The organism is Bradyrhizobium canariense (assembly GCF_019402665.1).
Classification (GTDB): Bacteria; Pseudomonadota; Alphaproteobacteria; order Rhizobiales; family Xanthobacteraceae; genus Bradyrhizobium; species Bradyrhizobium canariense.
In genome coordinates this window covers 58,639-71,915 of record NZ_VSST01000017.1, presented here as the reverse complement: position 1 = coordinate 71,915, position 13,277 = coordinate 58,639, and the positions used below count along the sequence as shown (strand labels likewise).

Here is a 13,277-nt window from a genome sequence, read left to right as displayed (position 1 = left end):
CGTCAGCGCACCTCCGCATGACGGATGCAGGTGCCCTCAGTGCCAAAAATGTGCAGATGGCGCGGCTCCAGCCCGAAGGAAATGACGTCGCCCGGTCGCGCCGCCACCCTGCCCGCCGTCACGGCGATCAGGAAATTTCCGGCACATTCGCCGGCGACGTGCGACTGGTCGCCGAGCCATTGATTAGAGACGATGCGGACGCGCACGTCTCCGCTGCCGACCGCGACCTTCTGCGGCCGGATGCCGACGCGCACGCGCGGCGTCTGCTGCAGCGCCTGTTGAGCGGTGGAATCTAGCCTGTCGCCCGGAATCAGAAACGCCATGGCGCTGCCGACCGACAGGCGGAAACCACCATCGGCGCGCGCCACCTCGGTCTCCAGAAGATTCATCGGTGGTTCGCCGATGAAGCTGGCGACGAACAGGTTGGCGGGCCGGTTCTTCAGCTCCTTTTCGCTGGCGAATTGCTGCAGAATACCGTCTTCCATCACCGCGATCCGGTCGGCGAGCGCGCTCGCCTCGGTCTGGTCATGGGTGACGAAGATCGCGGTCATGCCGCGCTCGGCCAGTAGGCCCTTGATCCGTCCGCGCAACACTGCGCGCAGCTGCGGCTCGAGCTGGCCCATCGGCTCGTCGAGTAGATAAAGATCTGCATCGCGCACCAGCGCCCGCGCCAGCGACACCCGCTGCTGCTGTCCACCGGAGATCGCCCGCGGATAGGCGTCCAAGATGTCCTCGATTTCGACCAGCCCCGCGATCGCATCGACCCGCCGCGTCACCTCGCCGCGCGACAGCTGCTGGGCCTTCAGGGCGAAGCCGATGTTCTCGCGCACTGTCAGCGGCGGGTAAAGCGAATAGCCCTCGAAAGCCATCGCCACCTTGCGCCGCGCCGGGGGCAGCGCCTCGATCCGCCGATTGTCGAGCGCGATCGAGCCTGAAGTGACGTCCTCGAAGCCCGCGATCATGCGCAAGGTCGAGGTCTTGCCGCAACCGGACGAGCCGAGTAGCGCGACGATCTCACCCTTGCCCACCTCCATGTCGAGCGCGCGCACGGCGTGCACCGGCGGCTTGCCGCGACTGCGGTAGACCTTGTCGACATTCTCTAGCTCGAGCATGCCCCTCGTCGCTCCTATGCCGCCTGGCGCCGGTGCGGCAGCCCGATCCGAACACCGGTCGCACGATCGAACAGCAATGATGCTTCCGGCGCGAAGCGGACGAAAACGTCATCGTCGGCCACGGTCGCGCTTGGCGGCAACGCCGCCAGCCATTCAGTACCATCCGTGAAGCGCAACAGCAGCACCGCCTTCTCATGCATCGGGGTGACCGCGACGACGCGCGCCGGGATGGCATCGCCGCTGGCTACTTGCGAGATCACGAGATCATCGGGCCGCACCCCGACCCAGCACGCCCCCAGATCCATCGGCTGGTGGTCTGCCGTATCGAGCCGCACGCGCGTTCCTGAGATATCTGCGAACAAGACGCCACGCTCCGCGACGGGCACGACCTCGGCGAGATTGATGCTGGGATCGCCGAACAGCCGCGCCACCGCAACTGTGGCCGGCCGGGCATAGATCTCCTCGGGACGCGCGACCTGCACCAGGCGCCCCTCGATCAGCACCGCGATGCGATCGGCAATCGCCATCGCCTCGCGATAATCCTGAGTCACATAGAGCACGGACGCCGAGCCGCGCCGCAGCAAGGTCGGCAGTTCGAGCCGCATCTCATAGCGCAACTTGGCGTCGACATTGCGCAGGGGATCATCGAGCAGCAGCACCTCGGGATTGCCGATCAGCGCGCGGGCCAGTGCCGTGCGCTGCTTCTGTCCGTTCGACAGTTCGCGCGGACTATGATCAAGGACATGTTCGATCTTCAACAAGTGGCTGATCGACTGGACTTTTGCGGACACGTCGGCGCCCGCGCCCCGCGCCCGCAAGCCGCTCGCGATATTGGCGCGGGCAGTCATGTGCGGAAACAGCGCAAAGTTCTGGAACGCCATGCCGATGCCGAGCCGCTCGGGCGGCGCGCCGACGATCGAGTGGCCGCCAACCAGGATGTCGCCCTCGTCCGGCTCGAACATCCCAGCGATCATCCGCAGCAGCACGGTCTTGCCGCTCCCGGACGGACCGAACACGGCCACGATCTCGCCCGGCTCGACGGCCAGCGAGAGATCGGCGGCGCAGCTCACAGCGCCGAATGCCTTACCCACGGAAGAGAGTTCGAGACGCGCCATGCCCTAGCCTTTCACCGCGCCGAGCGACAGGCCCTCGACCAGATAGCGCTGCGCATAGAGCGCAAGCAGCAAGGTCGGTGTCACCGAGAGCACGATCGCCGCGGCGATCTGGCCGTACTGGATGCCCGAAGCAGTGACGAAGGCCAGTGCACCGACCGTCACCGGCTGCTTGTCCGCCGAGGCCAGGATCAGTGCAAAGACGAAATTGTTCCAGCAGAAGATGAAGGACAACAGCCCCGCCGCAGCAATGCCCGGACCCGCGAGGGGTACCGCGATCCGCGTAAAGGCCTCGCGCCAGGAGTGGCCGGCTAGCCGATAGGCATGCTCGATATCCGGGCTGATATCCTCGAAATAGCCGCGCACGATCCACAGGATCAGCGGCAGCGCGATCAGCTGATAGACCCAGACGATCCCGAAATAGGTGTCGTTGAGCCCGAGCTGCTGGTAGTAGAGCGACAGCGGCAGCAGCACCAGCAGAGGCGGCGCAAAGCGAAACGACAAGAGCGTGAAGGCGATGGTCTCGCCGAGACGAAATTTGAACCGGGCGAAGGCATAGGCGGCGGGCACGCCGAGCAACAGCGCGAGCAGCACCGCCGCGCTCGACAGCACAAAGCTGTTCATCAGGTTGCGCATGAAGGAGATCTCGAGATTGCCGGCTGTGGTACGCAGCTGGCCGGAGATCAGCGCCTGGTAGTTGAAAAGCGTCGGCTCAAACAAGATGCGCGGCGGTATCCGCAGGATCTGCTCGTTGCTCTGGAACGACATCAGGAATATCCAGACGATCGGAAACATGAAGAACACCAGCACCAGCGCCAGCGCCACGCCTCGAAAAACTCGACCTGCCAGACTGCTGTGCTCCATCGCGGTCCCCTGATCGCCTAGGCGTGGCCGTGCGCGCGCTCGCGCAACCGCAGCCAATTCTTGATGAAGATGTTGGAGAGGATGTTGGTGATCAGCCAGAGGATCATCAATAGCGCCGCCGAGCGGCCGACATTGGTGTACTGGAAAAATTCGAGATAGGCCTGCACCTGGAACACCATCAGCCGGTCGCCGGGTCCTCCTTGCGTCATTGCATAGATGATGTCGAACTGCTGGATCGAGTCCAGAAGGCGAAACAGCGAGGCCGTGATGATATAGGGGGTCAGCATTGGCAGCGTGATGCGGAAGAACACGAAGCTCGCTGGCACGCCGTCGAGCGCGGCGGCCTCGAACGGCTGGCGCGGCAGCGAGCGCAGACCTGCCAGCAGAAGGATCATCATGAAGGGCGTGTAGACCCAGACATCGACCAGAACCACGGTGAACAGCGCCGTCGAGGGATCAGAGGCCCATTTGAAATCATGGATGCCGAGCAGGCTCACAGCATAGGACAGGATGCCGAAGCTCGGATTGGTCATCAGCTTCCACATCAGGGCGGCGATCGCCGGTGCCGTCATCAGCGGCAGCAACAGCATGATCGACACTGCGTTGTGGAAGCGGGTCGGCCGCCTCAGCAACAGCGCGATCCCTAGACCAAACAGCAACTCCGCGACAACGGTCACTGCGGTATAGACCAATGATATCTTGAGCGTATTCCAGAAGGCGGGGTCGGACAGAAAGTCGATGTAATTGTCGACGCCGATGAAGCCGCGCAGATAGGGCAGGTTCAGCCGGTAGCGCTGCAGCGAGTACACCGCCGCGGTGACGAAGGGCACCAGGATGGCGATACAGACCAGCAAGGCCGGCAGGCTCAGCAAGTAAGGCAGCCAGCGGCCGCGCGGCCTCGGCTTGATGCGCGCCGTCGCGCTGGTCTGGAGGAGTTGGGCCATGCTCATGATGATAACGGATCAGCTGTGGGCGTGAACACCGCCGGTTCGGAAAGGGCCTCGATCCCAACCGGCGGGTTGGCGTGGTGCGGAGGAAGCTCCACCACGCGATGCGTCAACCTAAACCCGCCTGCTTGAGCTGGCGGTTGATATTGTCAGCGAGCTTGTCGAGCCCCTCATCGACGCTGACCTCCTTGGCGACCATCTTCTGCAGCGACGCCGCCCACTCCGTGGTCAGGTCGAAGAACAGGGGCTGCGCGGTGAAGTAGATCTTTGCGCCGGGCGCCGAGACATCGTGCTGCTCCAGATAGCCCGGATAGGATTTGCCGATCCGGTCGCGGAATTCGGAGTCTTTCCACACGGACGCGCGCACCGGGTTGACGAAATCCATCTTCCGCGCGCCGAACAGGTCATGCTCGGTCGAGGCCGCCCATTGCATGAACAGCCAGGCCGCGTCCTTCTGCTTGGAGAAGCTCGACATCGCCAGCGACCAGATCCAGACGTTCGGCGTCGGCGCCTTGGCCGCCGGGTTCGCCGCGAACGGCGCATAGCCGAGATGGCCCCGCTCCTTGTTCTCGCCGCCGTTCATGAAGTAGCCGAGGATGTCCGCATCGAAGATCATGCCGGAGGCGCCAGCGCCAAGGTCGGTGCCGACCTGGTACCAGGTGTAGGTCGACCAGTTCTTCGGACCCGAGGTCTGGATCATCTTGACCCACTTCTCGTGGAAGTCCTTCGAGGCCTTGGTGTTCATGGCGGCCTTCAGCTTGCCGCCTTCCATGACGAAATCCTTCTGGCCGAAGTTCGAATAGGCCGACAGGAAGCCCGGATGGATCGTCGCCCAGGAGCGCGAGCCGCGGACGCCGATACCGTAGGGACCGCCGGCATCTTTGGTGATCTTGGCCGCGACCTCGAGCATCTCGTCAAGATTCTTCGGCGGTTTGACGCCAACCTTGTCGAAGATGTTGCGGTTGTAGGTGATGTTGTTGAGCTCATAACCCCAGGGGATGCACCACTGCTTCGCCTTGCCGGAGCCGAGTTCGGAGCCGGCGACGCCATCCCATGCGGTCGAGGCGCGCAGGCCCGGCAGGACGTCGTCCCAAGCAAAGGATGGGTTCGTCTTGGCGGGATCGTTGATGTAGGTGTTGAGGTCTTCGATCCAGCCGGCCGGACCATAGGTCCACGTCATGTAGGCGCCGGTCATGAAGGCGTCGTACTGGTCCGACTTCGACGAAAGCGCCGCCGTCACCTTGTCGAAATAGACGTCCTCAGGAAAGATGTCGTAGGCCAGGTTCATGCCCGTCAGGGACTTGAAGGCTTCAATGTCCCCGATCATCGCGTCAACGTAGGGGTGCTTGTTGAGCAGCAGCTTGATCGTCTTGCCGCTCTGGGACTTCCAATTGAAGTCGGCTGCCATCGCCCGCGATACCGAAGATGCGAAGGCGGCATTGGCGGCGGCCCCGGCGATCCCGAGCTTGGCGGCGCCATCCAGCAGGTCACGCCGGCTGATGCGTTTGGCAGCGTAGGACTCGAATAGATTCTTCTCTCGATCGTACACTTAAACCTCCCTGTTCTAGCGTTTACTTCCCTTCCGACCTTCTTTTTTTCCTTTGCCGGATGTGACCTCCGGCTTGTCAGCAGTGAGCGCAGACGCGGTCGCTTCGTCGATAATGAGCCCGTGCAAAAGGCCGCTCTTCAACACCGCGCGCAAAGCCGTCAACTTGGCGAGGCCGCCGGCGACGGCGACGATGCGATGCTTTTTCAGATCCGCCCGGGTCATCGAGGTGGCGCGCGCCGACAGGTCGGTATCGAGCAGTGCCCCGTCGTCGTTGAAGAAATGACCGAGCAGGTCGGCACAGGCCCCTGCGCGCTTCAGTTCCGTGACCTCATCAGGTCTGATCATGCCACTCGACACCAAAAACCCATCGCTGTGGATCTGGCCGATGCCGACGAACAGGAGCGAAGCCTTGCGTGCCAGCGCGAACACATCGGCGATGCCGAATTGCTGCATCAGAACGGCGCGATCGGCCACGGAGTTCGCAAACACCGGCACCGGCAGCAGGTAGGCTTCCGCGCCGGTGCGTTCAGCCAGCCGGTGGATCACGTCAAACGGATTGGCGGCGAATTTCCGCGTCAGGCCGCCGAGCAGCGAGACGAACTGCACCTCGCGCGCCGGCGTCTGCGGCAGCTGCTCGACCACGGCGGCGAGCGTACGGCCGTGGCCGACGCCGATGACTTTGTGCTCGCCGCGTTCAAGCGCCTGGCGCAGGAAGCTTGCGCCTTCCAGCGCCAGAGCCTTCAGCGGAAAAGCGCCTTCGCCGAGGTCGGGCGCCACGCGGCAGTAGGACAGGCCGTAGCGCTCGGCCAGGACGTTTTCCAGCGCCACGCACTCGGCGATGGGTCCCTCGACGAACACGCGGATCATGCCTTCGCGACTGGCCCGCGCGATCAGCCGGTGAGCTTTCGTGCTCTGGATGTTGAGTCGGTCCGCCACTTCCGACTGAGTCAGTCCCCCAGCAAAATGCAGCCAGGCGGCACGCGTCGCGAGCGAGGCCTCGCCATCCATCATCGGCAGTCTGTCGCTGGATGCGGTCACGCGCGGAAAAGCCTCTTGCAATTTTCTTCACGGCTTGCAAAAAATTGCAGAGGTCGGGCGGGGCGTCAATCCCCCAAACGTGCTGCAGCGCAATCGTTAGCCCGCCCGAGCCCCGAAAGATCAGGCGCATCAGCGATAAAGCGGGCCGCAAAAGCTTCGGTAAGGTCGAATGGCAGGCTTGTTCCTTGGCATTGACGTCGGCACCAGCGGGGTCCGCGCCTGCGCGATCGACGCGCAGGCCGCCATCCGGGGCCAGGCGTCGGCCGGACTGCCGCCGCCGCGCGTCAATGGCAACGCCGTCGATCAGCAGCCGGAGCTATGGTGGCAGGCAACGCTTGCCGCGCTCCGTAAGCTCGGCGAGCACGTCGATCTCGGCGCGGTCGAGCAGATCGTCGTTGACGGAACGTCTGGAACTTTGCTGCTCGTCGATGACGCCGGCCGGCCGTTGACGCCGGGCCTGATGTACAACGACGCCCGCGCAAAGGACGAGGCCGCGCGCATTTCCGATGTGGCTCCAACAGACAGCGGCGCGCATGGCGCCAGCAGCGCACTCGCAAAGCTCTTGCATCTCCTCGCTCGTGATGACGTCAGCCGTGCGCGCTACGCGGTGCACCAGGCCGACTGGATCGCCGGCCGCCTCGCCGACCGTCACGGCATCAGCGACGAGAACAATGCGCTGAAGCTCGGCTACGATCCTGTAACGCGGACATGGCCCGGCTGGCTCGATGAGCTCGGCGTGCCCCGCCATCTGCTGCCCGAGACCACGATTCCGGGGACGGCCTTCGCCGACATCGATCGCAATATCGCGCGCATGCTCGGTCTTTCTCCGCGAGCGAAGATCGCTGCAGGCACCACCGACGGCGTGGCCGCGTTCATCGCCACGCGGGCCGACGCAGTCGGCGATGCCGTCACTTCGCTCGGCACCACGCTGGTGGTGAAGCTGCTGGCCTCGCAGCCGATTTTCGCGGCCGGCCAGGGCGTTTATGCACACCGGCTCGGCGATCGCTGGCTGACCGGTGGTGCCTCCAATTCCGGCGGTGCGGCGCTGTTGATGCACTTCTCGCCCGACGACATGGAGCGCTTGACGCCTCAGCTTGAGCCGGAGGCACCGACCGGACTCGATTACTATCCCCTGCCAAAGCCCGGTGAGCGTTTTCCAATCGCAGATCCGACGCTGACGGCGCGGATCACGCCACGGCCGGCGGAAGACCATCGGTTCTTCCAGGGCTTGCTCGAAGGCATCGCGTCGGTAGAGGCGCTCGCCTACCGGCAGCTCGCAAAACTGGGTGCGCCAGCGTTGCGGCGGGTCGTCAGCATCGGCGGCGGCGCGCGGAACAACAACTGGACCGCAATCAGGCAGCGCACGCTGGGCGTGCCCGTGACGGTCGCCGAGCAAACCGAAGCGAGCTTTGGCGCGGCGCTGCTTGCGCTGAACGGTGGTCCGCCATGACCATTGCCAGGACCATCACCGGCCTTCGCACTATCGCCGATCACTTTGATCACGTGCTGCTCGATCAATGGGGCACGCTGCATGAAGGCATGACGGTGTTTCCCGCCGCCCATGACTGCGTGAGGCGCCTGCACGAGGCTGGCAAACGGATCCTGATCCTCTCCAATTCCGGCAAGCGCGCCAGCAGCAATCAGCGGCGCCTCGCCACCCTGGGCTTATCGCCGGACATTTACGATGGTGTGTTATCATCAGGCGAAGTGACCTGGCAGAGCCTGAAGGCACGCGCGCAGACGCCCTTCACGGACCTCGGCCAAGCCTGCTTCCTGATCTCGCGCGATGGCGACCGCTCCATCGTCGATGAGCTCGACCTGGCCCTGGTTCCAGATATCACATCCGCCGACTTCATCCTGCTCGCGGGCCTCGACGACAGCGTTGCGGAACCGGAGCCATGGCGCGAACGCCTCACGGTGGCGGCCGTCCGCAAACTGCCGATGCTGTGCGCCAATCCCGACCTCGTGATGTTTGGGGTGACCGGGCTAATCCCGGCTCCGGGCGCGCTGGCGGCCTTTTATCAGCGGCTCGGCGGCAGGGTTTCGTTTATCGGCAAACCACACGCGCCGATGTTTGCCGCGGCACTGGAACGATTGGGCCATCCCTCGCCCGACCGCATCCTCGTCATTGGGGATTCCATCGATCACGACATCGCCGGTGGGCGTGCGGCGGGCATGCTGACCTTGCTAGTCGGCGCGGGCGCGCATCGGGAAACACTTGCAGGATCGCACAATGTCGCACACGCGATCCGGCAGGTTGCCGGCGCGGATGCGCGGATGCCGCACTGGACTGTGCAGCATCTCAGTTGGTGAGGATCGCTTCATGAAACAGCCTCGCGCCTTGTCCGAACTTCGCCGTATGTCCGCCCGCGTCGGCAAAAACATCCTGCTGGTGCAGGGCGCCGGGGGCAATTCTTCCGTCAAAGAAGGCGACGTGCTCTGGGTCAAAGCCTCAGGCACTTGGCTCGCCGACGCCGAAGACAAGGACATCTTCGTGCCGGTCGCGCTGTCAGACGCTCGCACCGCTCTGGCGCGCGGCGATGATCGGGTGCCGTTGGCCCCAAATACTATAACTCAACTACGCGGTTCGATTGAGACTGCGCTGCACGCGTTGATGCCGCATCCTGTCGTACTGCACGTCCATTCCGTTAACACCATCGCATGGGCGGTGCGCACCGACGCTCACCAAGAGTTCGAACATCGCTTGCGCGGATTATCTTGGCTTCGGCTCGGCTACTTCCATCCGGGCCTGCCGTTGGCCCAAGCGGTCAGCGAAGCGATCGCGCATGTCCACGTCAACGTGCTGATCCTCGGTAATCACGGCTTGGTCGTGGGGGCCGAAACTTGCGCGGGCGCGGAAGCCCTGGTGATGGAAGTCGAAGCGCGTCTGGCGCTGCCGCCACGCAGTGCCGCGTCAGGCGATCAGAACGCGCTCTGCATTACCTGTGCAGGTACTGATTATCGCTTACCCAAAGATCGGATCTGTCACGGCATCGCGACCGATCGCTATTGCCGCGTTATTGCCACCAGCGGATCCCTGTATCCCGATCACGTCGTCTTTCTCGGGCCGGGCTTGCCGATCTTGGAGCAAGGCGAAAGCCTGCAAAATATGAGCTTGCGCGCCGAGGCTGCAGGGCAATCACCGCCCGTTGCTCTGCTCGTCCCTGGACTTGGCAGTCTCATCCGCACTGACGCCAGCGCTGGCGCCGAAGCCCTGCTGAGCTGCCTCGCCCTCGTGACCAGCCGCCTCCCCCTCGACGCCGAGATTGTGTATCTCTCCTCCGAGAGCGAGCATGATTTGCTGAACTGGGACGCGGAGCGCTACCGCCAGCAGCTCACAGCAAGCCGCTGACGAAGCCTGAGTAGCCGCCGGTCTTCCCGGCTACATCTGAAAGACCGATAGCCCGGCAATTCCGTGGTTCATAATCTAGGAACCTCAAACGCGCCGGGCTGAATCCATCGCGCCATCAGAAGCGTCTGTAAGGCTAGGTACTAAATTTTTACAGAGACCTCGGGATGACGTTCGTATTCGCGCCGTCGAAACACTCAAGCTGATGGTCCACGCGATGTTGCCGTCAGTGACGATGAGAATTACTGCCGTTGGGGATCAGCAGAGGTGAGCCCTACCTAGTTAGCCTGCTCAGTCCCTTCAACCTGACCAGGAGCCGACTAGTTGGTAAGGTTATTACAGCGAGATGGGAGGCGTAGGGTTCGCGTTTGAACTCTCCCGCGCCGTCATTACTGTGATTGAATTGCCAATTGCCTTTCCCGCCGCGCGGACGGTGTCGATGAACAGCTTCGCGGCCGGGTTGAAACCAATCGGACCACCATGTCCTCTAGCTCCATCGCCAGTATCGCCAAGAAAGCGCCCCGGAGGCTGAGGCGGATTTTGCCACCTGGCTCATGATGGCCAAGCTCGGTGGTTTCGATGACCTGCCGTCCAGCGCCCAAAGCTTTCTGACTAACTATCGAACTCGGCCGCTGTAGACCTCGCGAACGGCTAGGGGCGTGGACTCGGCCCTCGCTCATTGTCTCGAGGGCGCAGCGCCGGAACCAAAGGCTCGGACGCCAGCGACAGAAAATCCCTCCCGGCACTGCTGATTTTCGCAAGCATAGTGGCACTATCGCATTCGGATTGTTAGCGCAATAAGACCGCCCGCGGATTGTGTGCGACGTCCGCTTTTCCCCCGATAGCGACCCAAATAGCGGACATCGTGCACTTCGCTTGGCCAAGAACAGACATCAAGGGGAAACCCGTGGCGTATATTGGTCGGCAAAACGGAGCCGCCGTATCCAGTACCTTTAGTGTTGAGTATCGGAGGTAAGAAATGATCGTAGCTCGTCGAGAAAGCGTGCCAAAGCCGGCTCGCCCTCCAGCATGATGTGATTCCGGCCTTCGAGCGGGACAAAGCGGGCACCGGGAATCCCCGCGGCCAGCCGACGGCCCGACTCGAACGGCACCCTCGCGTCGTTGCGGCAATGCATGACAAGGGTCGGCACCTTGACCTGCGGCAGTAGTGAACTGATTTCCACTTCGCCATTTGCCAGTAAATTGCGCGCTGCGTCTTCGGCCGAGCTCGAGATACGCTGTAGCTCGTTAAACCAGTCGGCCTGCTCCTTGTTAGCGTCCGGAATAAACTGGGACGTGAACATCTGCCTGAAGGCCGGGTTTTCCTGACCCCATCCCAGCCGCATCAGCGTCAGCATCGCATCCCCGGCCGCCTTCTCCGCCTCGGTCCTGGCGCGCTTCTTCCACCCGACGACATAGCCTCCGTAGAGAATCAGATGCGACACTCGCTCCGGATGGCGGACCGCGTAGGCAATCGAGACGGCGCACCCCTGGGATATGCCGAGCAGCGCGAACCGTTCGATGCCCGCGGCGTCGACCACCGCATCGAGGTCGTCGACGAACCGCTCGAATGTTACGTCCGGGACGTCACGATCCGAAAGCCCATTTCCCCTTGCGTCATATCGGATGAAAAGGTGCTCGCGGGAAAATTCCTGGTAGAGATGCCGCCAGATCGGACTTTCGAAGTCGAATTCGATGTGAGTCATCCAGTGCCCTGTCTTCACCAGCGGATGCCCTTGGCCCATCCGGGCGTAGGCCAGCTGCACGCCGTCCCCGGTCTGGCAGAAGTGAATTTCCTGCTTGTGTTGGACGGTTGACGCCGCCACCGTGTCTTCCGCAGACGAGGGAATCGCGGCGTCTGGAATTGCCTCGATGTCCTTGGCAGTGAGCCCGAACACGCCGACCGCGCGCGAGATGTTCTTCACAGCCTGCTCGCCCAGATCAGCAAACGCCATCGACAGCTTGTCCCGGATCTGGTCGTTCGCCGCCCTGGATATGCATACGCCGCCGGGCTCGCAGAGCGTTTCCAAGCGTGCCGCGATGTTGACGCCGTCGCCGAAGATATCGTCGCCGTCGATGATAATATCGCCGACGTTGATCCCGATCCGGAACACGACCTGCCGTTCCGCAGCGATCCCTGCGTTGCGCCCCACCATGCTGCGCTGAATCTTGACAGCACAGGCGACCGCATCCACGACGCTGGCGAATTCCACCAGCATCCCATCGCCGGTGGTTTTGACGATGCGGCCGTGGTGCTCGGAAATGCCGCAGTCGACCAGTTCCCGCCGGTGCGACTTGAGGGAATTGAGGGTCCCCACCTCGTCGGCGCCCATGAGTCGGCTGTAGCCGACCACATCCGCCGCTAGAATGGCCGCAAGCCGACGTTGCATGGCTCTTGCCCTCTCATGCCACTGCTAGTCTGCCCGCAATCAGTGGCCGCGACAAGGCTGAAGCGGGCCGGTGGAATCCGCCTCGGATCAAAAGCGCCGTTTTGGTTTTGCCGCGCACTTCCGGTCTGTCCCGATGATCGGACGTAGTCGGTGTCGGCGGCCACTTCGCAAAAGGGCCGATTGCGTTGAAAACGGCCGGAGGTAGTTCGTTGTAATGGCGCGATCGCAGATGCGGCCGAAGGGCCAGACTCTGGATGCGCTCATTGATCCGTTCCATGCATTTTCTTTGTCGCGAACTCGGATGAGGTTTGGCTCAGATCGCCATCACCTCATGATGCGGCTCCGGACCTGCCTCTGCACAGGCGGAGGATATCATCCGTGGCAAGCGCGGCGGCGGTAAGTGCACCGGGAAGCATTGACCTAGGTCATGGGCCGGGCGGTGCCATGGCCGGTGCTGGGCTATGATGGACACGATCACGTTCGTTGCCCGACAAGCGGCGAGTACGTTCAGCACCAGTTCGACGCTGAGTCGAATGCGGCACGCGCCTCCTTCATCCTCGTGCGTGCAATGCCCAGCCTGCGGCAATAACCATTTCATCAATCGCGTGACGCACAAGCTGTTGGGCCATGAAGACGACCGCTGATAGTGCCTCCACGCAAAAGCCGCCAAGGTTTCCCTCAGCGGCTTGTGTCGTTGCGTTGCGTTTGCGTAGAGGTTTGCCGCGCCGAGCGGTGCTCGAACGTAGCCCAAGCCTGCCACCCACAGGACGCACAACCTTCATGAATGAGGCAGTCGATGCGTTGCCTGTATGTCGGGGCCAACGTATCCCCGATGGGCTACCACGTGTCACTGGCGACGATGCTAATCAAGCCAGTGCTGCTGTCCTATCAGATGAAATAGATAGCCCCGCGGCCC

General features: G+C 62.9%; 10 protein-coding genes. 3 read left to right on the top strand and 7 right to left on the bottom strand.

Going from position 1 to position 13,277, the window contains the following annotated elements; all coding sequences use genetic code 11:
• Positions 1-2: 2 nt before the first annotated feature.
• The 6 genes from FXB41_RS09040 to FXB41_RS09015 all read right to left on the bottom strand — a co-directional run bounded on the left by FXB41_RS09040 (position 3) and on the right by FXB41_RS09015 (position 6,595).
• On the bottom strand, positions 3-1,112 hold the full coding sequence (locus FXB41_RS09040) for an ABC transporter ATP-binding protein (RefSeq protein ID WP_219681356.1): 1,110 nt from the start codon (positions 1,110-1,112) through the stop codon (positions 3-5).
• 14 nt (positions 1,113-1,126) lie between these two features.
• Entirely contained in the window at positions 1,127-2,227 is a 1,101-nt protein-coding gene (locus tag FXB41_RS09035) for an ABC transporter ATP-binding protein (protein WP_219681354.1), read from the bottom strand.
• A gap of 3 nt (positions 2,228-2,230) precedes the next feature.
• Complete coding sequence (locus tag FXB41_RS09030) at positions 2,231-3,088, bottom strand: carbohydrate ABC transporter permease (RefSeq protein ID WP_007601756.1); 858 nt, start codon at positions 3,086-3,088, stop codon at positions 2,231-2,233.
• A gap of 17 nt (positions 3,089-3,105) precedes the next feature.
• The gene (locus tag FXB41_RS09025) at positions 3,106-4,032 is read right to left on the bottom strand and encodes a carbohydrate ABC transporter permease (RefSeq protein ID WP_088941204.1); all 927 of its coding nucleotides are present in this window, start codon (positions 4,030-4,032) and stop codon (positions 3,106-3,108) included.
• 112 nt (positions 4,033-4,144) lie between these two features.
• Positions 4,145-5,584, bottom strand: coding sequence for an extracellular solute-binding protein (locus tag FXB41_RS09020; protein ID WP_007601754.1), 1,440 nt, complete (start codon positions 5,582-5,584; stop codon positions 4,145-4,147).
• Positions 5,585-5,599: 15 nt separating this feature from the next.
• The gene (locus FXB41_RS09015) at positions 5,600-6,595 is read right to left on the bottom strand and encodes a sugar-binding transcriptional regulator (RefSeq protein ID WP_035995620.1); all 996 of its coding nucleotides are present in this window, start codon (positions 6,593-6,595) and stop codon (positions 5,600-5,602) included.
• 196 nt (positions 6,596-6,791) lie between these two features.
• Between FXB41_RS09015 and FXB41_RS09010 the strand changes: the two genes are divergently transcribed.
• The 3 genes from FXB41_RS09010 to FXB41_RS09000 are packed head-to-tail and all read left to right on the top strand — an operon-like array spanning position 6,792 to position 9,974.
• Positions 6,792-8,072, top strand: a complete 1,281-nt coding sequence (locus FXB41_RS09010) for an FGGY-family carbohydrate kinase (protein WP_007601751.1) — start codon at positions 6,792-6,794, stop codon at positions 8,070-8,072.
• Positions 8,069-8,935 (top strand): TIGR01459 family HAD-type hydrolase, encoded by an 867-nt coding sequence (locus tag FXB41_RS09005; protein ID WP_219681352.1) that lies wholly within the window; start codon positions 8,069-8,071, stop codon positions 8,933-8,935. Before FXB41_RS09010 ends, FXB41_RS09005 begins: the two co-directional genes overlap by 4 nt.
• Before the next feature lie 10 nt (positions 8,936-8,945).
• Positions 8,946-9,974: a class II aldolase/adducin family protein gene (locus FXB41_RS09000; RefSeq protein WP_219681350.1), complete on the top strand. Its 1,029-nt coding sequence runs from the start codon at positions 8,946-8,948 to the stop codon at positions 9,972-9,974.
• Between the two features lie 950 nt (positions 9,975-10,924).
• On the opposite strand, the gene FXB41_RS41695 is transcribed toward FXB41_RS09000, so the two are convergent.
• Positions 10,925-12,361 carry an alpha/beta fold hydrolase gene (locus tag FXB41_RS41695; protein ID WP_219681349.1) on the bottom strand — a complete coding sequence of 479 codons (1,437 nt, stop codon included), beginning with the start codon at positions 12,359-12,361 and terminating at the stop codon, positions 10,925-10,927.
• Positions 12,362-13,277 lie beyond the last annotated feature (916 nt).